General features: G+C 63.2%; 13 protein-coding genes, 2 tRNA genes and 4 rRNA genes. 6 read left to right on the forward strand and 13 right to left on the reverse strand.

Translation table 11 applies throughout. The features are described from left to right. Window positions 1-10 precede the first annotated feature (10 nt). Window positions 11-1,417 (reverse strand): S41 family peptidase, encoded by a 1,407-nt coding sequence (locus QE395_RS16640; protein ID WP_306989973.1) that lies wholly within the window; start codon window positions 1,415-1,417, stop codon window positions 11-13. Window positions 1,418-1,513: 96 nt separating this feature from the next. Next, window positions 1,514-2,731 (reverse strand): peptidoglycan DD-metalloendopeptidase family protein, encoded by a 1,218-nt coding sequence (locus QE395_RS16645; RefSeq protein ID WP_237334340.1) that lies wholly within the window; start codon window positions 2,729-2,731, stop codon window positions 1,514-1,516. A gap of 205 nt (window positions 2,732-2,936) precedes the next feature. Between QE395_RS16645 and QE395_RS16650 the strand changes: the two genes are divergently transcribed. Together QE395_RS16650 and QE395_RS16655 are read left to right on the forward strand one after the other, a co-directional pair. Next, complete coding sequence (locus tag QE395_RS16650; RefSeq protein WP_217538208.1) at window positions 2,937-3,599, forward strand: hypothetical protein; 663 nt, start codon at window positions 2,937-2,939, stop codon at window positions 3,597-3,599. Between the two features lie 52 nt (window positions 3,600-3,651). Continuing rightward, a complete protein-coding gene (locus QE395_RS16655; protein ID WP_306989974.1) occupies window positions 3,652-5,382 on the forward strand; it encodes a M28 family metallopeptidase in 1,731 nt (576 codons plus the stop codon). A gap of 62 nt (window positions 5,383-5,444) precedes the next feature. On the opposite strand, the gene QE395_RS16660 is transcribed toward QE395_RS16655, so the two are convergent. The 8 genes from QE395_RS16660 to tyrS all read right to left on the reverse strand — a co-directional run bounded on the left by QE395_RS16660 (window position 5,445) and on the right by tyrS (window position 13,537). Next, window positions 5,445-5,927, reverse strand: a complete 483-nt coding sequence (locus QE395_RS16660; RefSeq protein WP_306989975.1) for a transposase — start codon at window positions 5,925-5,927, stop codon at window positions 5,445-5,447. Between the two features lie 336 nt (window positions 5,928-6,263). Next, window positions 6,264-6,378, reverse strand: a 5S ribosomal RNA gene (rrf, locus tag QE395_RS16665). Between the two features lie 159 nt (window positions 6,379-6,537). After that, window positions 6,538-6,652 (reverse strand): 5S ribosomal RNA (gene rrf, locus QE395_RS16670). 146 nt (window positions 6,653-6,798) lie between these two features. Continuing rightward, window positions 6,799-9,677, reverse strand: a 23S ribosomal RNA gene (locus tag QE395_RS16675). 229 nt (window positions 9,678-9,906) lie between these two features. After that, window positions 9,907-9,983, reverse strand: a tRNA-Ile gene (locus QE395_RS16680). A 48-nt stretch (window positions 9,984-10,031) separates the two neighbouring features. Next, window positions 10,032-10,107: transfer RNA gene (locus QE395_RS16685), tRNA-Ala, on the reverse strand. Between the two features lie 95 nt (window positions 10,108-10,202). Then, window positions 10,203-11,749 (reverse strand): 16S ribosomal RNA (locus QE395_RS16690). The 16S, 23S and 5S rRNA genes sit together here with 2 tRNA genes alongside, the layout of an rRNA operon. Before the next feature lie 576 nt (window positions 11,750-12,325). Next, the gene (gene tyrS, locus QE395_RS16695; RefSeq protein WP_095362653.1) at window positions 12,326-13,537 is read right to left on the reverse strand and encodes a tyrosine--tRNA ligase; all 1,212 of its coding nucleotides are present in this window, start codon (window positions 13,535-13,537) and stop codon (window positions 12,326-12,328) included. Between the two features lie 167 nt (window positions 13,538-13,704). Here tyrS and QE395_RS16700 point away from each other — a divergent pair, with 167 nt between their 5' ends. Together QE395_RS16700 and QE395_RS16705 are read left to right on the forward strand one after the other, a co-directional pair. Continuing rightward, window positions 13,705-15,168, forward strand: coding sequence for a peptidoglycan DD-metalloendopeptidase family protein (locus QE395_RS16700; RefSeq protein WP_095362624.1), 1,464 nt, complete (start codon window positions 13,705-13,707; stop codon window positions 15,166-15,168). A 66-nt stretch (window positions 15,169-15,234) separates the two neighbouring features. Next, entirely contained in the window at window positions 15,235-16,359 is a 1,125-nt protein-coding gene (locus tag QE395_RS16705) for an anhydro-N-acetylmuramic acid kinase (protein ID WP_068848726.1), read from the forward strand. Between the two features lie 10 nt (window positions 16,360-16,369). Here the strand turns inward: QE395_RS16705 and QE395_RS16710 are convergent, their stop codons facing one another. The 3 genes from QE395_RS16710 to QE395_RS16720 all read right to left on the reverse strand — a co-directional run bounded on the left by QE395_RS16710 (window position 16,370) and on the right by QE395_RS16720 (window position 18,853). Next, window positions 16,370-16,597 (reverse strand): hypothetical protein, encoded by a 228-nt coding sequence (locus tag QE395_RS16710; protein WP_095362623.1) that lies wholly within the window; start codon window positions 16,595-16,597, stop codon window positions 16,370-16,372. An 85-nt stretch (window positions 16,598-16,682) separates the two neighbouring features. After that, window positions 16,683-18,056 (reverse strand): MFS transporter, encoded by a 1,374-nt coding sequence (locus tag QE395_RS16715; protein ID WP_068848722.1) that lies wholly within the window; start codon window positions 18,054-18,056, stop codon window positions 16,683-16,685. Beyond that, on the reverse strand, window positions 18,053-18,853 hold the full coding sequence (locus QE395_RS16720) for an exodeoxyribonuclease III (protein ID WP_306989976.1): 801 nt from the start codon (window positions 18,851-18,853) through the stop codon (window positions 18,053-18,055). The genes QE395_RS16715 and QE395_RS16720 overlap by 4 nt, the downstream gene beginning before the upstream one ends. A 163-nt stretch (window positions 18,854-19,016) precedes the next feature. Between QE395_RS16720 and pyrE the strand changes: the two genes are divergently transcribed. Beyond that, window positions 19,017-19,676, forward strand: coding sequence for an orotate phosphoribosyltransferase (pyrE, locus tag QE395_RS16725; protein ID WP_068848718.1), 660 nt, complete (start codon window positions 19,017-19,019; stop codon window positions 19,674-19,676). A 15-nt stretch (window positions 19,677-19,691) separates the two neighbouring features. After that, complete coding sequence (locus QE395_RS16730; RefSeq protein WP_306989977.1) at window positions 19,692-20,360, forward strand: hypothetical protein; 669 nt, start codon at window positions 19,692-19,694, stop codon at window positions 20,358-20,360. Window positions 20,361-20,406: the final 46 nt, after the last annotated feature.

The raw sequence follows: 20,406 nt of genomic DNA on the forward strand, positions 1-20,406 counted from the left end.
GGTGCACCCGTCACGGCGTGGGTGCAGGTTCCGGCTTCGGCTTTGCTTCCGGCTTCGGCTTGGCTTCCACCTTGGGCGCCGGCTTCTTCGCCGCGTCGGCCTTCTGCTTTGCGGCTACCGAACCGGGCTGCTTCAGCTCGGCCAGCGCGTCGTTGATCGGGCCGTCGCCGGGCAGTACATCGCCGGCCTGGTAGCCTTCGCCGCCTTCTTCGTCACCGCGCAGGTGGCCCGGCAACGTCGCTTCGCTGTAATCGGACAGGCTGGCCGGCAGGTCGTCGTCTTCGCCCGGCTTCTTCTCCGGCACCAGCACCACGTCGGGCACGATGCCGGTGGCCTGGATCGATTTGCCGCTGGGGGTGTAATAGCGCGCGGTGGTCAGCTTGACCGAATCGCCGTTGTCCAGCGGCAGCACGGTCTGCACCGAGCCCTTGCCGAAGGTGCGGCTGCCGATCACGCGGGCACGGCCGTTGTCGCGCAGTGCGCCGGCCAGCACTTCCGAGGCGCTGGCCGAACCGGCATCGGCCAACACCACCACCGGCGCACCCTTGAGCAGGTCGCCGGGCGTGGCATCGAAGCGCGCGTCGCTGATCGCGATGCGGCCCCGGGTGCTGACGATGTTGCCCTTGTCCAGCAGGTCGTCGGCGACCTGCACTGCTGCGGTGAGCAGGCCACCGGGGTTGCTGCGCAGGTCCAGCACCAGGCCCTTGAGCTTTCCGCCGGCCTGCTGCTGCAGCTGGCCCACGTGCTTCTGGAAATCGGCACCGGTATCGGCCTGGAAGGTGCTCAGGCGCACGTAGCCATAGCCGGGTTCCAGCATGCGGCTGCGCACGCTGGTGACGCGGATGGTTTCGCGGGTGATCGGCACGTCGAACGGCTTGGCTTTGCCCTCGCGCACGATGGTGAGGATCACCTTGCTGCCGGCCTTGCCACGCAGCGGCTCGGTGGCTTCGATCGCGCTGATCGGCTTGCCGTCGATGGCGATGATCAGGTCGCCGGCCAGGATGCCGGCCTTGGCCGCCGGGGTGTCGTCGATCGGCGAGATGACTTTGAGGCTGCTGTTGTCGGGCTGCTGCTGCAGCTCCACGCCGATGCCTTCATAGGCACCTTCGGCCTGTTCGTCGAAGGCTTCGGCATCTTCCTTGTCGAAGTAGGTGCTGTGCGGGTCCAGGTCCAGCAGCAGGCCGCGGATGGCGGACTGCATCAGCTTCTTGTCGTCCACCGGCTCGACATACGCGGCACGTACCGCGTTGTAGACGGCGACGTAACGGCGGATTTCATCCAGCGGCACGCGCGAGGTTACCGCCTCTTCGGTGGAGGCTGCATCGCCGCCGCGTTCCGGAACCTGGGCGGTCTGCTGCGCCCATGACAGCGCCGGCACCAGGGCCAGCAGCAGGGTGGCGGAACGGGCTACGCGCATGAAGCACTCCAGGTTGAGCGGGGGACGGGACCACACGCACCGATGATGCGTGGCCCGATTATGCGCGAAGGCACGGTAAATTCCCGTTGAACGGGGCTACCGGCGCTGCAGCCACGACGACGGATCCACCGGCTGCCCGTTACGCCGCAATTCAAAATACAGCGCAGTAACGCCCTGCCCGCCCGAGTTGCCGACCTTGGCCACGGCATCGCCCTTCTTCACCGTGCCGCCGGCATCGCGCAGCAGCGTGTCGTTGTGCGCATAGAGGCTCATGTAGCCATTGCCGTGATCCACGATCAGGATCATGCCGTAGCCGGTCATCCAGTCGGAGAACACCACGGTGCCATCGGCGACGGCGGTAACGGTGCTGCCGGCAGGCGCGCTGATCAGCACACCACTGCTGGTGCGCCCGTCCGGCAGCTTGCCGCCGTAACGCGCCAGCAGGTTGCCCGACAGCGGCCAGCCCAGCCCGCCCACCTTGGGCGCCGGTGCTGAGGCGACGGCCGGCGGGGTCTTGCCCGGGCGCGGCGGCGGCTTGGTGCCACTGGCGGCGGCAGCGCGCTCGGCTTTTTCAGCGGCTGCCTTCTCGGCGGCAGCGCGGCGGGCGGCGGCACGCCGCTCGGCTTCGGCGCGCGCGGCGGCGGCGCGCAGGTTGGCCAGCAGCGTTTCCAGTGCCTTGGCATCCTGGCCCAGCGCCTTCTCGCGCTCACTGCGGTCCTTGTAGCGTTCGTCCAGGCTGGCCACCGTCTCGGCGCGCGTGCGGCGGTCCGCAGCCAGGCTGGCGGCCTGTTGTTTCTGCTGCTGGCGGGTGCCTTCCAGCGCCTGGCGGCGTTCGGCGATCTGCGCCTCCAGCGATTCCAGTTCGGTCAGGTCGGCGGTCAGCGCGCCGATGCGCCGCGCGCGTTCGCGCTGCAGGTAACGGTGGTAGGCCAGCGTGCGGTTGGCATCGGCCACCCGGTCCTGCGACAACAGCAGCTTCAACGGCGCGTTGTTGCCAATGCGGTAGGCCGCACGCAGCAGCGAGGCCAGCTCCTGGCGCTGCTGCTGCAGGCCCGCCTGCAGTTCGCTGCGGCGCTGCTGGGCCTCCTGCAGGGCGCGGGTTTCGCGCTGCAGCGCGGTTTCGGTCTCGGCCAGCACGCGGCCGGTGCGGGCGACCTTTTCGTCGGCCTCGCGCAGCTGGCGCGAGGCCTGCCCGCGCTGGCCTTCCAGCGTGCGTCGTTCCTGGGCGACACCCTTCAGCTCGGTGCGCAGCTTCTGCAGCTTGCGCTCGGCGTCCTTCGGGTTCTGCGCGGCCAGCGGTGCAGCGCCGATCATCGCCAGGATCAGTGCCAGCGCCGACAGCGCCACCGGCCAGCGCGAGCTACGGCCGTGCCCAGCGGTCGGATTGTTATTCCCGCGTGAGGAAAAGACGTTGGGGCGCAAGGGCTTTCCAGTGACTTCAGGCAGATGCGGATTGCAGCGCTGCATGGTGACATTCCTGAAGGCGGCCTGCCAGCCGCATACCCGGACGAGGCACCCCATGAAACGTTTCCCGCTACCGCTGCTGATTGCCCTGGTGCTGCCCTGCGCGCCCGCCTTCGCCAGCGATGGCATCAGCAAGGTCAATGGCAGCATCACCGCCAGCGCCGGCCAGACCTACGGCGACCTGGACACCGTCAATGGTGGAATCACCGTCGAGGGCGGAGCCGAGGCCGGCGACATCCAGACCGTCAACGGCGGCATCCAGGTGGATGATCGCGCCCGCACCCGTGGCATCTCGACAGTCAACGGCGGCATCAAGATCGGGCAGCGCGTCGTGGTCGATGGCGATGTCGAAACCGTCAACGGCAGCATCTTTGTCGACCGCGGCACCCGCATCGACGGTGGCGTGGAAACCGTCAACGGCGGCATCGGTCTGGTGGAGACGCGGCTGTCCCAGGGTATCGAGACGGTCAACGGCGACATCACCGTCGGCATCGGTTCGGTGGTCGAGGGCGGCATCCACGTGAACAAACCCAGCTTCAGCCTGTCGCTGCGCGCCGGGCGCAAGCCGCGCGTGATCATCGGCCCGAATGCGGCGGTCAACGGCCCGCTGCACTTCGAGCGCGAGGTCACCCTGTATGTGCACCGCAGCGCACACATTGGTCCGGTCGAGGGCGCTCAACCCGTGCCGTTCGACACCGACGCCGCGCCGAACGATTGATACTCTTTTACCCGGTGCCCGCGCACCGGCCCTTTGTCTCCAGGAATCGATGATGTCCCGCAAACTTCTGTTGTGCCTGGCCGCCACCGCCGCGCTGACCGCGTGCAAGGGCGAGACCACTGCACCGGCGGCCGCGCCGGCTGCTGATACCGCCCCGGCCGCCGCCGGCCACGCCTTCTCGGCCGAAATCAACGCCGGCGACTTCGGCGAGCTGGTCAAGACCCTGTCGTCGGATGAGTTCGAAGGCCGCGCGCCGGGCAGCACCGGCGAAGACCGCACGGTGGAGTACATCCGCGACCAGATGCAGCGCATCGGCCTGCAGCCGGGCAACGGCGACAGCTGGTTCCAGGAGGTGGCGATGACCGAAACCACCGCCGATGAGAGCACCGTGCTGAAGCTGGACCAGGCCGGCAAGCAGCGCGACCTGAAGTTCGGCACCGACATGGTGATCGGCACCCGCAGTGGCCAGAAGGAAGTGAAGATCGACGGCAGCGACCTGGTCTTCGTCGGCTACGGCGTGGATGCGCCGGAGCAGAAGTGGAACGACTACGCCGGCCAGGACTGGAAGGGCAAGACGGTGGTCATGTTCGTCAACGACCCGGGTTTCCACGTCAACGACGAGAAGCTGTTCGACGGCAAGCGCATGACCTATTACGGCCGCTGGACCTACAAGTTCGAAGAGGCCGCCCGCAAGGGCGCTGCCGCGGCGCTGATCGTGCATGACACCGCCGGTGCTTCGTACGGTTGGGACGTGGTGAAGAACTCGTGGGCCGGCCCACAGTACGACCTGCCGGCCAAGGACGATCCGGAACCCCGCCTGCCGGCGCAGGGCTGGCTGAGCGCCGATGCGGCGCGCCAGCTGTTCGCCGATGCCGGGCTGGACCTGGACCAGGCCTACAAGGATGCCAACAAGCGCGGCTTCAAGCCGGTGCCGCTGAAGGCGAAGATCTCGCTGGACCTGAAGAGCACCATCGCTGAAAAGAAGTCGCGCAATGTGGTCGGCGTGCTGCCGGGCACCAAGCATGCCGACGAGGCCGTGCTGTACATGGCGCACTGGGACCACCTGGGCAAGCATGAAGGCGAGCAGGGCGACAACATCTACAACGGTGCCATCGACAACGCCACGGGCGTGGCGGGCATCCTGGAGATCGCCGATGCGATGGCGCATGAGCAGCCCGCGCCGGAGCGTTCGGTGGTGTTCCTGGCGGTGACGCTGGAAGAATCGGGTCTGTTGGGGTCGAAGTACTACGTGAACCACCCGACCTTCCCGCTGGACAAGATTGCCGGCGTGATCAACATCGACGCAATGTCGGTGGCCGGCAAGGCCAAGGACCTGACCGTGACCGGCTTCGGCAGCTCGCAGCTGGAGGACATCCTCAAGCCGCTGGCGGCGGAGAAGGGTCGCACGCTGCACGGCGAAACCTCGGTGCAGAGCGGCTTCTACTTCCGTTCGGACCACTTCAACTTCGCCAAGGCCGGCGTGCCGGCGCTGTATGCCGACGGCGGCGAAGACCTGCTTGACGGCGGCGTGGACGCAGGCCGCAAGGCGGCTGAGGCGTATGGCCGCGACCGGTACCACGGCCCGAAGGACGAGTACGACGCCAGCACCTGGAAGCTGGACGGCACCGTGGAAGACCTGGAGCTGCTGCACGGCGTGGGCAAGGCCATCGCCGTGGGCGGCCAGTGGCCGAACTGGTACGAGGGCAACCCGTTCAAGGCTGCCCGCGACGAGATGATGAAGGGCAAGACCGAGGCGGCTGCGCCGGCTCCGGCTGCGAAGTAAGCCTGGCCTACATCGCTGGTTGAAAGGAAGCGGCGCCTTTGGCGCCGCTTCTTTTTTGGGAGTCACTCGGTAGCGGAGGGCCACCGCGTCCAGCAATACGGGTACTCGCCTGCCTTTGTAGCGAGTCCCGAACGAATCGGGTTCTCGATCAGGTAGTTGGCCTGTGTGAGTAAAGATTCGTCGGAGCGGATGCAGTGGTCGTAGAAGCCGCGTTGCCACAACGAGCCCGCGCTGCCGCGATGCAGATTGAGTGCACGCGAGGAGCGGGATTTGAAGGCCTGCACGCATCGGCTGATGTTCCCGTTGCCGAGCTGCATCAACCAATGAACATGGTCGGGCATGACCACCCAGGCAAGCGTACGTGAGCGATGCTCGCGATCGGAGCAGCGAAGTGCCTCGACCACGCATTCAACGGTGGTGTCATCGACAAAGATCGATTCGCGGCCGGCCACTACGGTGGTGAGCATGTAGTACGCGCCCTGAAGGGAGCGGCGGCCGATGAGGAGGCGTGGACTGGGCATGACCACAGAGTGGCGTTCGCCCATGGCCGGTTGTATCCGGCAAGTATCAATCAGCCTGTCAGACGAAGCCGGTGGGGTCGCATCCCAATCGACCGCCGTGGTGGTGATTACCCCGTTGGGGCATGACCACGAACGCAGGGAACGCGTTTCGATCGGGGTCCATGCGTCACCGTGCCGATCACCGTTATCGGCAGTCGTTTGGGAATCGACCCTACCGCCGCCCGGCCCGTCACGGCAGGTGCCGACCGTTGGTCGGCACGCATCAGTCATACCCACGCGGTAGGTGCCGACCGTTGGTCGGCACGCTTTGACCCAAAGAAAAAACCCCGCTGCGTGAGCAGCGGGGTTTTGGGGTGTAAACCCTGGCGATGACCTACTCTCGCATGGCTTGAGCCACACTACCATCGGCGCAGCTGCGTTTCACTTCCGAGTTCGGGATGGGATCGGGTGGTTCCACAGCGCTAATTTCACCAGGGAGACGGTTGGAGCAGCGCGGTGCGCCAGCTCGGCATTCTTGTCTCCCGTTTCACACGACCAACGGTCGTGTGCTACCGGGTGCAGGCTCCCGAAAACGGGGGGCTTGCAAAAAAAGGAAAACCCCACTGCATCTGCAGCGGGGTTTTCGGGGTGTAAACCCTGGCGATGACCTACTCTCGCATGGCTTGAGCCACACTACCATCGGCGCAGCTGCGTTTCACTTCCGAGTTCGGGATGGGATCGGGTGGTTCCACAGCGCTAATTTCACCAGGGAGACGGTTGGAGCGTCGCGATGTTCGTGATTTTTCCTAGGGGAAAAAGCACGGCCATACTGCGCCTGCCTCTCATAGTTCTTGTGACGTAGCGTGCACTTGGGCTCTATCGACATGTCATGTCGGCCAAGGCAACTTGAGGTTATATGGTCAAGCCACACGGATCATTAGTATCAGTTAGCTCAATACATTGCTGTACTTACACACCTGACCTATCAACCACATAGTCTATATGGTTCCTTCAGGGGGCTTGTGCCCCGGGAGATCTCATCTTGAGGCGCGCTTCCCGCTTAGATGCTTTCAGCGGTTATCGCTTCCGAACATAGCTACCCGGCAATGCCACTGGCGTGACAACCGGAACACCAGAGGTTCGTCCACTCCGGTCCTCTCGTACTAGGAGCAGCCCCTCTCAAATCTCCAACGCCCATGGCAGATAGGGACCGAACTGTCTCACGACGTTCTGAACCCAGCTCGCGTACCACTTTAAATGGCGAACAGCCATACCCTTGGGACCGACTACAGCCCCAGGATGTGATGAGCCGACATCGAGGTGCCAAACACCGCCGTCGATATGAACTCTTGGGCGGTATCAGCCTGTTATCCCCGGAGTACCTTTTATCCGTTGAGCGATGGCCCTTCCATACAGAACCACCGGATCACTAAGTCCTAGTTTCCTACCTGCTTGATCCGTCGATCTTGCAGTCAAGCACGCTTATGCCTTTGCACACAGTGCGCGATGTCCGACCGCGCTGAGCGTACCTTCGAGCTCCTCCGTTACTCTTTAGGAGGAGACCGCCCCAGTCAAACTACCCACCATACACGGTCCCCGACCCAGATAATGGGCCCAGGTTAGAACGTCAAGCACGACAGGGTGGTATTTCAAGGATGGCTCCACTGCAGCTAGCGCCACAGTTTCATAGCCTCCCACCTATCCTACACAGACGAACTCAACGTTCAGTGTAAAGCTATAGTAAAGGTTCACGGGGTCTTTCCGTCTTGCCACGGGAACGCTGCATCTTCACAGCGATTTCAATTTCACTGAGTCTCGGGTGGAGACAGCGCCGCTGTCGTTACGCCATTCGTGCAGGTCGGAACTTACCCGACAAGGAATTTCGCTACCTTAGGACCGTTATAGTTACGGCCGCCGTTTACTGGGGCTTCGATCAAGAGCTTCGCCTTGCGGCTGACCCCATCAATTAACCTTCCAGCACCGGGCAGGCGTCACACCCTATACGTCCACTTTCGTGTTTGCAGAGTGCTGTGTTTTTGATAAACAGTCGCAGCGGCCTGGTTTCTGCGGCCCTCTTCAGCTATAGCTCGCATGAGCCACCAAAAAGGGCGCACCTTCTCCCGAAGTTACGGTGCCATGTTGCCTAGTTCCTTCACCCGAGTTCTCTCAAGCGCCTGAGAATTCTCATCCTACCCACCTGTGTCGGTTTACGGTACGGTCTGCGTAAGCTGAAGCTTAGGAGCTTTTCCTGGAAGCGTGGTATCAGTGACTTTGTCTTAAAGACTCGTCTCGGTGCTCGGTCTTGAAGGATCCCGGATTTGCCAAAGATCCAAACCTACCGCCTTTCCCCCGGACAACCAACGCCGGGTACACCTAACCTTCTCCGTCCCTCCATCGCACTTACGCGAGGTGCAGGAATATTAACCTGCTTCCCATCGACTACGACTTTCGTCCTCGCCTTAGGGGCCGACTCACCCTGCGCCGATTAACGTTGCGCAAGGAAACCTTGGGCTTTCGGCGTGCGGGTTTTTCACCCGCATTATCGTTACTCATGTCAGCATTCGCACTTCCGATACCTCCAGCAGACTTCTCAATCCACCTTCAACGGCTTACGGAACGCTCCTCTACCGCGTACATATAAATATGCACACCCCAAGCTTCGGTTCACTGCTTAGCCCCGTTAAATCTTCCCCGCAGACCGACTCGACCAGTGAGCTATTACGCTTTCTTTAAAGGGTGGCTGCTTCTAAGCCAACCTCCTGGCTGTCTGTGCCTTTCCACATGGTTTTCCACTTAGCAGTGAATTTGGGACCTTAGCTGTGGGTCTGGGTTGTTTCCCTTTTCACGACGGACGTTAGCACCCGCCGTGTGTCTCCCATACAGTCCGTCTCGGTATTCGGAGTTTGCAATGGTTTGGTAAGTCGCGATGACCCCCTAGCCATAACAGTGCTCTACCCCCGAGAGGATACATATGAGGCGCTACCTAAATAGCTTTCGAGGAGAACCAGCTATCTCCGGGTTCGATTAGCTTTTCACTCCTAATCACAGCTCATCCCCGTCTTTTGCAACAGACGTGGGTTCGGGCCTCCAGTACCTGTTACGGCACCTTCACCCTGGCCATGACTAGATCACCCGGTTTCGGGTCTACTGCCCGCGACTATGCGCCCTTATCAGACTCGGTTTCCCTTCGCCTCCCCTATACGGTTAAGCTTGCCACGAACAGTAAGTCGCTGACCCATTATACAAAAGGTACGCAGTCACTCTTTCGAGCTCCTACTGCTTGTACGCACACGGTTTCAGGATCTATTTCACTCCCCTCTCCGGGGTTCTTTTCGCCTTTCCCTCACGGTACTGGTTCACTATCGGTCGGTCAGTAGTATTTAGCCTTGGAGGATGGTCCCCCCATGTTCAGACAGGGTTTCACGTGCCCCGCCCTACTCGTCTTCACTGGAGTGGCCCTTTTAAATACAGGGCTATCACCTTCTATGGCCAGCCGTTCCAGGCTGTTTTTCTAGAACCATTCCAGCTTAAGGGCTAGTCCCCGTTCGCTCGTCGCTACTCAGGGAATCTCGGTTGATTTCTTTTCCTCTGGTTACTTAGATATTTCAGTTCACCAGGTTCGCTTCCAGCAGCTATGTATTCACTGCAGGATACCCGCAAGCGGGTGGGTTTCCCCATTCGGACATTACCGGATCAAAGCTTGTTGCCAGCTCCCCGATACTTTTCGCAGGCTGCCACGTCCTTCATCGCCTCTGACCGCCAAGGCATCCACCGTGTGCGCTTATTCGCTTGACCATATAACCGCAAGTTGCCTTGGGTTATATATATGACCCGGGGGTACAAAGCCCGGATACGAAATATAACGACTCAATTAATAAGAAGACATTTAAGTCTTCCGCCTTAGCCTCACGACACGTCAAGATAGAATCTCAAACGCTCGCTACGTCACAAGTTTTAAAAGAACACGTACCGGCCACAATGCCGATCCGTAATAAATTCTTTGTATGCGCTGGTCATTCAGAGTTGGTGGGTCTGGGTAGACTCGAACTACCGACCTCACCCTTATCAGGGGTGCGCTCTAACCACCTGAGCTACAGACCCAATGTCCGTTTAGCTCATTGCCGTTGGCGCTGATAAAGGCGCTACGTGTGGTGGAGCCTGTCGGGATCGAACCGACGACCCCCTGCTTGCAAAGCAGGTGCTCTCCCAGCTGAGCTAAGGCCCCATATACGGGACTTTTCAAACCGGCCTGGCCGATTTGAAACTCTGAATGCAGGTACTTTGTGAAGACGCCCGACAGGACGATGTTGTCTTTGCTCAAAAGGAGGTGATCCAGCCGCACCTTCCGATACGGCTACCTTGTTACGACTTCACCCCAGTCATCGGCCACACCGTGGCAAGCGCCCTCCCGAAGGTTAAGCTACCTGCTTCTGGTGCAACAAACTCCCATGGTGTGACGGGCGGTGTGTACAAGGCCCGGGAACGTATTCACCGCAGCAATGCTGATCTGCGATTACTAGCGATTCCGACTTCATGGAGTCGAGTTGCAGACTCCAATCCGGACTGAGATAGGGTTTCTGGGATTGGCTTGCCCTCGCGGGTTTGCAGCCCTCTGTCCCTACCATTGTAGTACGTGTGTAGCCCTGGTCGTAAGGGCCATGATGACTTGACGTCATCCCCACCTTCCTCCGGTTTGTCACCGGCGGTCTCCTTAGAGTTCCCACCATTACGTGCTGGCAACTAAGGACAAGGGTTGCGCTCGTTGCGGGACTTAACCCAACATCTCACGACACGAGCTGACGACAGCCATGCAGCACCTGTGTTCGAGTTCCCGAAGGCACCAATCCATCTCTGGAAAGTTCTCGACATGTCAAGACCAGGTAAGGTTCTTCGCGTTGCATCGAATTAAACCACATACTCCACCGCTTGTGCGGGCCCCCGTCAATTCCTTTGAGTTTCAGTCTTGCGACCGTACTCCCCAGGCGGCGAACTTAACGCGTTAGCTTCGATACTGCGTGCCAAATTGCACCCAACATCCAGTTCGCATCGTTTAGGGCGTGGACTACCAGGGTATCTAATCCTGTTTGCTCCCCACGCTTTCGTGCCTCAGTGTCAGTGTTGGTCCAGGTAGCTGCCTTCGCCATGGATGTTCCTCCCGATCTCTACGCATTTCACTGCTACACCGGGAATTCCACTACCCTCTACCACACTCTAGTCGCCCAGTATCCACTGCAATTCCCAGGTTGAGCCCAGGGCTTTCACAACAGACTTAAACAACCACCTACGCACGCTTTACGCCCAGTAATTCCGAGTAACGCTTGCACCCTTCGTATTACCGCGGCTGCTGGCACGAAGTTAGCCGGTGCTTATTCTTTGGGTACCGTCAGAACAACCGGGTATTAGCCGACTGCTTTTCTTTCCCAACAAAAGGGCTTTACAACCCGAAGGCCTTCTTCACCCACGCGGTATGGCTGGATCAGGCTTGCGCCCATTGTCCAATATTCCCCACTGCTGCCTCCCGTAGGAGTCTGGACCGTGTCTCAGTTCCAGTGTGGCTGATCATCCTCTCAGACCAGCTACGGATCGTCGCCTTGGTGGGCCTTTACCCCGCCAACTAGCTAATCCGACATCGGCTCATCTATCCGCGCAAGGCCCGAAGGTCCCCTGCTTTCACCCGAAGGTCGTATGCGGTATTAGCGTAAGTTTCCCTACGTTATCCCCCACGAAAAGGTAGATTCCGATGTATTCCTCACCCGTCCGCCACTCGCCACCCATAAGAGCAAGCTCTTACTGTGCTGCCGTTCGACTTGCATGTGTTAGGCCTACCGCCAGCGTTCACTCTGAGCCAGGATCAAACTCTTCACTTAAAAACGCATAGTCCGAGGACTAAAAATTTAAAGCTGCAGATGCTTGACCGCTGGCAACGTTTCGCTTGCTTTAAAACAATTGATATGTTGCTTGATCAAACGTCTGCAAGATGGACAAATCATCCTTCCTGCAGGCGCCTTCACAAGATACCTGCGCATACTGTCAAAGAACTTGGGAGTCGGCCTCAGCGCCTTTCTCCGTGTGCCCCGACGTTTCCGTCGTTGCGAGCCGCCCATTATAGCTGGCTTTTCCGCTTCGTCAACACCCTTTTTCGAGGGCCGCCTCACCGAAGTGGACGTTGTTGCCGATGCTGCTTCGTCGTGCGACCCGGAGGTCTTTTCGTCGAAGCGAGCCGCCTATTATGTCAGGCTTTTCGTTTCCGTCAACACCTTCTTTCGAAGAAGTTGAAGTCCTGTTCCTTCGCGGTTGCCGCCTTGCGGTGGCCCCTGCGTCGGGGGAGGGAAAGTATGTCCCCAACCGCCTCGTTTGTGAAGGGGGTGCATGACTTTTTTTCACGGTTTTGTGCATTCATTCATGCTGGTTCCGCGCCCGAAGGCGCGAAACCCTTGTGGCGCTTAGGCGGCGACCAACAACACGCGTGCGAAGTTGCGCTTGCCGACCTGCAGCAAGCCCTCGAAGCCGGGCACGAACAGCTGCTGGGCGTCGTCCACCACCTCGCCGTCCACCTTCACCGCACGCTCCTTGAGCTTGCGCGAGGCCTCCGAGTTGCTCGGGGTCAGGCCGGCTGCGGTGAGCAATGCACCAATCCGCAGGCCTTCAACGGGAATGGCCACTTCCTGCAGGGGCAACAGGGTCACATCGCCCTGCCCGGTCACGGCAGCGTTCCAGCCGGCAATGGCCAGCTCGGCCGCGTCGGCATCGTGGAAGCGGGTGGTGAGCTCGCGCGCCAGGCGCAGCTTCACCTCACGCGGGTTCAGAGTGCCGGCGGCGACCTGCTCGCGCAGGCTGACCGCCTCGGCCTGGCTGATCTCGAAGGAAAGCAGCTCGATCCAGCGCCACATCAGGTCGTCGCCGATCTTCATGGTCTTGGTCACCATGTCGATCGCCGGTTCGCTGATGCCGATGTAGTTGTTGAGCGACTTGGACATCTTGGCCACGCCGTCCAGGCCTTCCAGCAGCGGCATGGTCAGCACGATCTGCGGCTTCTGCCCGTAGTGCTCCTGCAGGCCACGGCCCATGAGCAGGTTGAACTTCTGGTCGGTACCGCCCAGTTCGACGTCCGCTTCCAGCGCCACCGAGTCGTAACCCTGCACCAGCGGGTACAGGAACTCGTGCAGGGCGATGGACTGCTGGGCCGCATAGCGCTTGGCGAAGTCGTCGCGCTCGAGCATGCGCGCCACGGTGTGCTGGCCGGCCAGGCGGATCATGTCGGCCGCGCCCATCTTGCCGAACCACTCCGAATTGAAGCGCACTTCGGTCTTTTCGCGGTCCAGTACCTTGAACACCTGCTCTTCATAGGTGCGCGCATTGGCCAGCACGTCGTCCTTGCTGAGCGGCTTGCGGGTGACGTTCTTGCCCGAGGGGTCGCCGATCATCCCGGTGAAGTCGCCGATCAGGAAGATGACCTGGTGGCCGAGGTCCTGGAACTGACGCAGCTTGTTCAGAAGGACTGTATGGCCCAGATGCAGGTCCGGGGCAGTGGGGTCGAAACCAGCCTTGACCCGCAGCGGGCGGCCGCTTTCCAGCCGCTGGCGCAGCTCCTCGATCTTGAGGATTTCATCGGCGCCACGGCCGATCTGGGCAAGGGCTTGTTCAATCGAGGACACGTGCAACTCCCGGCGATGCCTTATTTACATGAATGACGTTAAGTACAAGTTAACCGCAAGCGCTTCACAAAAGCCAATAGGCACAAGGGTTTGACGCGATATTTATACCTGTCTATGTTACCGACGTTTGGGCCCGCGCTCCCGGGCCAGCCAGGAACACACCGACGATGCTGAATACCGATCAAGGCCGCGCGCGCAAGCAGCGCTTCAAGGAACGCCTTCACGTTCTCCACGACACCGCCCTGCATCGGAAGCTTCGACAGCATCTTCCCGCTGCTTTCAATGAGCGCTGGACCCGCCGCCACTGGATGCACGCCAGCCTGTTCGCCACCATCGGCGCCCTGGTGGCCACTATTGTCCCCGGCTTCTCGCACACCATCGAGTCGCCCTACTCGGTCAGCCATTCCACGCTGGCCCTGCCCTTGCCGCCGCTGTCCCAGGAGCGCCTGCAGCAGGTGCCGGGCGACAGCTGGCAGGTACTGCGCGTGCAGCGCGGCCAGACCCTGAGCAACCTGTTCGACGAGGCCGGCATTTCGCCCACGGTGATGCACCAGGTGCTGGAGCACCCCGGTGCGCGCGACGCGCTGACCAAGCTGCGCCCCGGCGCGGAAATTGCCTTCGACCTGCCGCTGAGCGGGGAGCTGCGCACGATCCGCTTCGACCGCGATGCCGACAACCGGGTGGAGCTGTCGCTGAAGGGCGAACAGATCACCGAGAAGGTCAGCAAGCGTGAGAGCTCCACCCGCCGGGTGGTGACCAGCGGCGAGATCACCAGTTCGCTGTACGCGGCGGCGCGCAAGGCCGGGCTGTCGCCGTCGGCCATCGCGACGATGACCGACGAGATCTTCAAGTACGACATCGACTTCTCCAAGGACCTGCAGCCGGGCGACCGCTTCAGCGTGGTGATGGATGAGACCTGGCGCGAAGGCGAGAAGGTGGACACCAGCAAGATCCTGGCGGCGACCTTCACCTCCGGCGGCAAGACCTACAGCGGCTTCCGCTTCGACCGCAACGGCAAGTCCGAGTACTTCGACGTGAGCGGGCGCCCGCTGAAGAAGAGCTTCATCCGCATGCCGATTCCCTTCGCCCGCCTGAGCTCGACGTTCGGGGCGCGCAAGCACCCGGTGCTGGGCAAGATGCGCATGCACAAGGGCGTGGACTACGCCGCGCGCACCGGCACCCCGATCATGGCCGCCGGCGATGCCCGCGTGCAGTTCGCCGGCGTGCAGCGCGGCTACGGCAACGTGGTGATCCTGGACCACGGCCGTGGCCACACCACCCTGTACGGGCACATGTCGCGCTTTGGCAAGATCAAGACCGGCCAGCGCGTGGCGCAGGGCACGGTGATCGGCTACGTGGGCTCAACCGGCCTGGCCACCGGCCCGCACCTGCACTACGAATTCCGCGTCAACGGCGTGCACCGCAACCCGCTGTCGGTGACGATGCCGCCGCCGGAGCCGCTGCAGGGCAGCGAGCTGGTCGCCTTCCGCGCGCAGACCGCGCCGGCGCTGGCCCGCATCCAGGGCATGGAGAAGCTGATCTACGCCGACGCCAGCCCGGCGCCGAAGGCCGACCAGGCCGCTACCACCACGGCCAGCGCGGCCAAGCCGGCCAAGGGCAGCCGCGGCTGATCGCATGCATTGACGGCGGCAACAGGTTGCGCGGAATCTGCACGCACCCTGTTGAACCGCCTGGCCATGACTTCAGCTGATCCGCATACCCCGCTCTACCTGGGCCTGATGTCCGGCACCAGCGCCGATGGCATCGATGCCGCGCTGGTGCAGTTTCCCGCCGAGGGCGGCTGCCGCTTCGTCGATGGGCTCACCCACCCCTGGGACCCCGCCATCCGCGCCGAGCTGGTGGCGCTGGGCGAAGGCGGCGAGCTGGGCTCACTGGATACGCTGGGCCGGATCGATGCGCAGATCGGCATCACCTTCGCGGCCGCCGCCAACCGCCTGCTGGAACAGGCCGGGGTGAGCCCGGCGCAGGTGCGGGCGATCGGTTCGCACGGGCAGACGGTGCGGCACCGGCCGCTGGCCGATCCGGCATTCACCTGCCAACTGGGCGATGCCAACCGGATTGCCGAGCTGACCGGCATCACCACGGTGGCCGACTTCCGCCGCCGCGACGTGGCCGCCGGTGGGCACGGGGCGCCGCTGATGCCGGCCTTCCACCTGGCGATGCTGGGCACGGCCGATGAGGACCGGGCGGTGTTGAATTTGGGTGGGATCGCGAACCTGACCCTGATTCCGCGCGTGGGCACCCCGCGTGGCTTCGATACCGGGCCGGCCAATGCGCTGATGGACGCGTGGTGCGAGCGGCATACCGGCACGCCGTTCGATGCCGATGGTGCGTTTGCGGCCAGCGGGCAGGTGGATGAGGCGCTGCTGGAGCACTGGCGGGCCGAACCGTGGTTCGCGCTGCCACCGCCGAAGAGCACCGGGCGCGAGCAGTTTCATCTGGCGTGGGCCGAGGCGGCGATGGCCGGCCGCACCCTGGCGCCGGCGGATGTGCAGGCGACGCTGCTGGAACTGACGGCGGCCACGGTGGCCGACGCGCTGCTGGCCCACCTGCCGGAAGCAACGCGGGTGCTGGTGTGCGGCGGCGGTGTTCGCAACCCGCAGCTGCTGCGCAGACTCAGCGCGCGGTTGCCGGGGGTGGTGGTCGAGTCCAGCGCAGTGCACGGGCTGGACCCGGACTACCTGGAAGCGATGGGGTTTGCGTGGTTGGCGCACCGGACGCTGCAGGGGTTGCCGGGCAACCTGCCCAGCGTGACCGGGGCGCGCGGGCCGCGGATATTGGGCGCCATTCACCCAGCGTGATGGGTGCTGCCTAGAACGCCTTTACGTCCGGCAGCGCCTGCAGGGCTGCTATTGCGTCGGCCAGGGCATTCACTTCGGGGTCGTGGAAGCCGCTGCGGACTTCCAGTTCGCTGGCGAACAGGCCCTGCTCGAGCAGGACCACGCAGGTGTGTTCGCGGGTCCAGCCGCGTGCGACGGCGACCCGGCGGATGCGCTCGTTCAGCAGCGGATCGAGATCGCGCAGCACCAGATCAGCCATGTGTATTCCCCCGTTGGCAACGCACCGCCCCCACGGCACAACGGGTTCGATGATGGCCCAGCCGGGGGGTACGGGCAAGCACCCCTCAGCTGGCCGCGCGCAGGTGCCGGCGCTGCTGCACGATCAGCAGGGCGCACAGGATCACCACCGGGATGGCGATCAGCGCGGTGCCGACGAAGAACAGCGCGTAGCCTTCCAGCAGGGTGCGGCCCTGGGCCAACGACTGCACCGCCCAGCCTGATAGACCCTTCAGCGCCTTGCCGGGCATGGCATAGAACGAGCTGAGCAGGGCGTACTGGGTGGCGGTGTAGCCGATGCTGGTGAGGCTGGACATGTAGGCGATCAGCGCGGTGCCGGCAAACCCGCCCGAGAGGTTGTCGATGGCCATGGCGATGGCGAAGCTGGTCGGGTCCGGCCCGACGTAGGCCAGCCAGGCAAACGCCAGGTTCGAGGCCGGGCCCAGCACGGCGCCCACCAGAAGGGTGGCCAGCACGCCCCAGCGCACCGAGACCAGTCCGGCGGCGGCAATACCGACAAAGGTGGCGATCAGGCCGACCGAGCTGCGCACTGCGCCCACCGTCTCTTCGGTCAGGCCAAGGTCGACGTAGAACGGGTTGGCCATCGGGCCCATGATGAAATCGGCCATGCGGTACACGCTGATGGCCAGCAGGATCAGGATGGCGCCGCTGCGGTGTTCGCGGACGAAGGCAATGAAAGGCCCGACCAGTGCATCGAACAACCCGCGCGGGGTCCACAGCGGGGCCGCCTGGGTCTGCACGGCGATCTGCGCGCGCACCGGTTCGCGCGCCATCACCACCGCCACCACGCCCAAGGCCATCAGGCCAGCCATGATTTCGTAGGACATCTGCCAGCCCACGCGGGCGGCGATCAGCAGGATCAGCGCATCGGTCACCAGCAGCGCGGTGCGGTAGCCGAGCGCGGCGGTGGAGGTGAGCAGGCCCAGCTGTTCGCTGTTGTCGGCACTTTCAATGCGCCAGGCATCGATGACGATATCCTGGGTGGCCGAGGCGAAAGCGACCACGGTGGCCATGATCCCGAACACCAGCATGTGTTCCCAGGCGATGCCCAGAATCAGGATCTGGCCACCCTTGGGATGGACCACGGCCATGCCGATCAGGGCGGCGGCCACCACCGCCTGGGACAGCAGCATCCAGCCGCGGCGGCGGCCGAAGCGGCCCAGCAGCGGGGCGTCGACCTTGTCCACGATCGGCGCCCACAGGAACTTCATCGAATAGGCCAGGCCCACCCACGACAGGAAGCCGATGGTGTCCAGCTCGATGCCTTCCTTGCGCATCCAGAAGCCGAGCGTGTTGCCCACCAGGTAGATCGGCAGGCCGGAGCTGAAACCCAGCAGCAGCATGGCCAGCACCTTGCGCTCGCGCAGGTTGGCCAGCACCCGCTGCCACGGGCGACGGGGCTTGGCGGCCGCTTCACTCATGGGGCGTAGTCCACCGTGAACGGGGCATGGTCGGAGAAGCGTTCATCGCGGTAGATCGAGCAGCCACGCAGGCGATCGCGCAGGCCGGGGCTGACGAACTGGTAATCGATGCGCCAGCCGACGTTGTTGGCGCGGGCCGCGCCGCGGTTGCTCCACCAGGTGTAATCCTCGCCGGTGGGGTGCAGCAGGCGGTAGGCGTCGGTCCAGCCCTGGCCGCCGGCCACGTCCAGCGCCTGGCCGGCATCCACGCACTGGCCATTGAGCCAGTCGCGCTCGGGCGGCAGGCAGCCGGAGTTCTTCTGGTTGGATTTCCAGTTCTTGATGTCCAGCGCGGAGCGGACGATATTCCAGTCCCCGCACAGCACGTAGTCGCGGCCGCTGGCCAGCCACTGGGCCAGGATCGGGCGCAGCCACTCCATCACTTCGTACTTGAAGCCCTGGCGCAGGTCGCCGGAACTGCCGGAGGGGATATAGAAGGACACCACGCTGAGGTTGCCGTAGCGGGCTTCGATGTAACGGCCTTCGTCGTCGAACGAGGCCCAGCCCAGCGAGGTGATGACCTGGTCGGGCTCACGCTTGCTGTAGATGGCCACGCCGCTGTAGCCCTTCTTGGTGATCGCGTCACGGTAGAAGCAGTGGTGGCCGTCCGGGCGGAACATGGGATCGGTCAGCTGGTCTTCCTGGGCCTTGGTCTCCTGGATGCAGAGCACGTCGGCATCCTGGGCACGGAACCACTCGAGAAAACCCTTGGTGGCGGCGGAACGGATGCCATTGGCGTTGAAACTGATGATGCGCATGCTGACCCGGGTCTGGTACGTAACGGGCAAAGCATACCGGGTTGCCCGGCCCATCGGCTGGCCGGATCCGGCCATTGCAGGGGCCTGCGGCGGCCGGTCGCGAGCCTGAATTGCCGGTCATGCTTTACGATCTGCGCTCCAAGAGAATTGAATAGAGCGTTAGATGAGCGACCACCGTCACCGTTTTCTGCAGCTTGCCCTGACCGCCGATGCACTGCGTTTTGGCCAGTTCACCCTCAAGTCGGGCCGCCTGAGTCCCTATTTCTTCAATGCCGGCCGCTTCGATTCGGGCGCCAGCATGGTCCAGCTGGCCGCCTGCTACGCCGACGCGGTGGAAGCCACCGGGTTGAAGTTCGACGTGGTGTTCGGCCCGGCCTACAAGGGCATTCCGCTGGCCACCGCCACCGCCTGTGAATTCGCCCAGCGCGGCCGCGACCTGCCGTTGAGCTTCAACCGCAAGGAAGCCAAGACCCACGGTGAAGGCGGCAACCTGATCGGCGCGGACATGAACGGCAAGCGCGTGCTGATCGTGGACGACGTGATCACCGCCGGCACCGCCATCCGCGAGGCCTTGGGCATCATCAAGCAGGCCGGCGGCACCCCGGCCGGCATCGTGGTGGCGCTGGACCGCCAGGAAATCGCCTCGGAAGACGACCGCCGTTCGGCCGCCCAGGCCGTGGCCGAAGAGGCCGGCATTCCGGTGGTGGCCGTGGCCACGCTGGCCGACCTGCTTGATTTTGCCTCCGGAAATCCGGAACTTGTGGGGTACCGGCAGCCGCTGGAGGACTATCGGTCCCGTTACGGCAGCCGTCCTACGCGTTGAGAGCAGGGGGCTCCCATGTCCAGGATTGCCACGTTCACCATCATTGGCCTGTTGCTGGCCGCGCCTGTGCTCACGGCCCAGGCCCAGAGCAAACACAGCAACACGCCGGCCAAACCGAAGAAGCTGTTCTGCTGGAACGAGGGCAAGGAGCGGATCTGCAGCGATGCCCTGCCCCAGGACGCGGTGAACAGCGCCCGTGAGGAGTTCAGCGTCAACAGCGGCCTGCGCAAGGGCGGGGTGGACCGCACCCTGACCGAGCAGGAGCGCGCCGATGCCGCCGTGGCCGCCGCGCAGCGCCAGCTCGACCAGGCCGCTGAAGATACCCGCCAGCGCACCGAGCAGGCCATGCTGTCCACCTACCAGGACGAGGCCGACCTGCGCCGGGTGTTCGTGGAGCGCACCGGGATCCTGGACAACAACGTGCAGACGGCCAATTACAACGTGGCCAGCCTGCGCAGCGCGCTGGTGACCCTGCTCGGCAGCGCGGGCGACCGCGAACTGGCCGGCCAGCCGGTGGCCCCCAAGCAGGCCGAGGACATCCGCCTGCGCCACGCCGAACTGGTGGCGCAGAAGCGCATGCAGGACTCCTACGTGGAGCAGCGCAGGGCGCTGGATGTGGAGATCGAGGAAACCCTGCAGCGGTACCGGTTGTTGAAGGGTGTTTCTACCGACCCGCGCGGGTGAGTTGATAGCAGCGAAAGGGCGGATGCGCGGGCATCCGCCTTTTTTT

Source organism: Stenotrophomonas sp. SORGH_AS_0282, assembly GCF_030818125.1.
GTDB classification, from domain to species: domain Bacteria; phylum Pseudomonadota; class Gammaproteobacteria; order Xanthomonadales; family Xanthomonadaceae; genus Stenotrophomonas; species Stenotrophomonas rhizophila_A.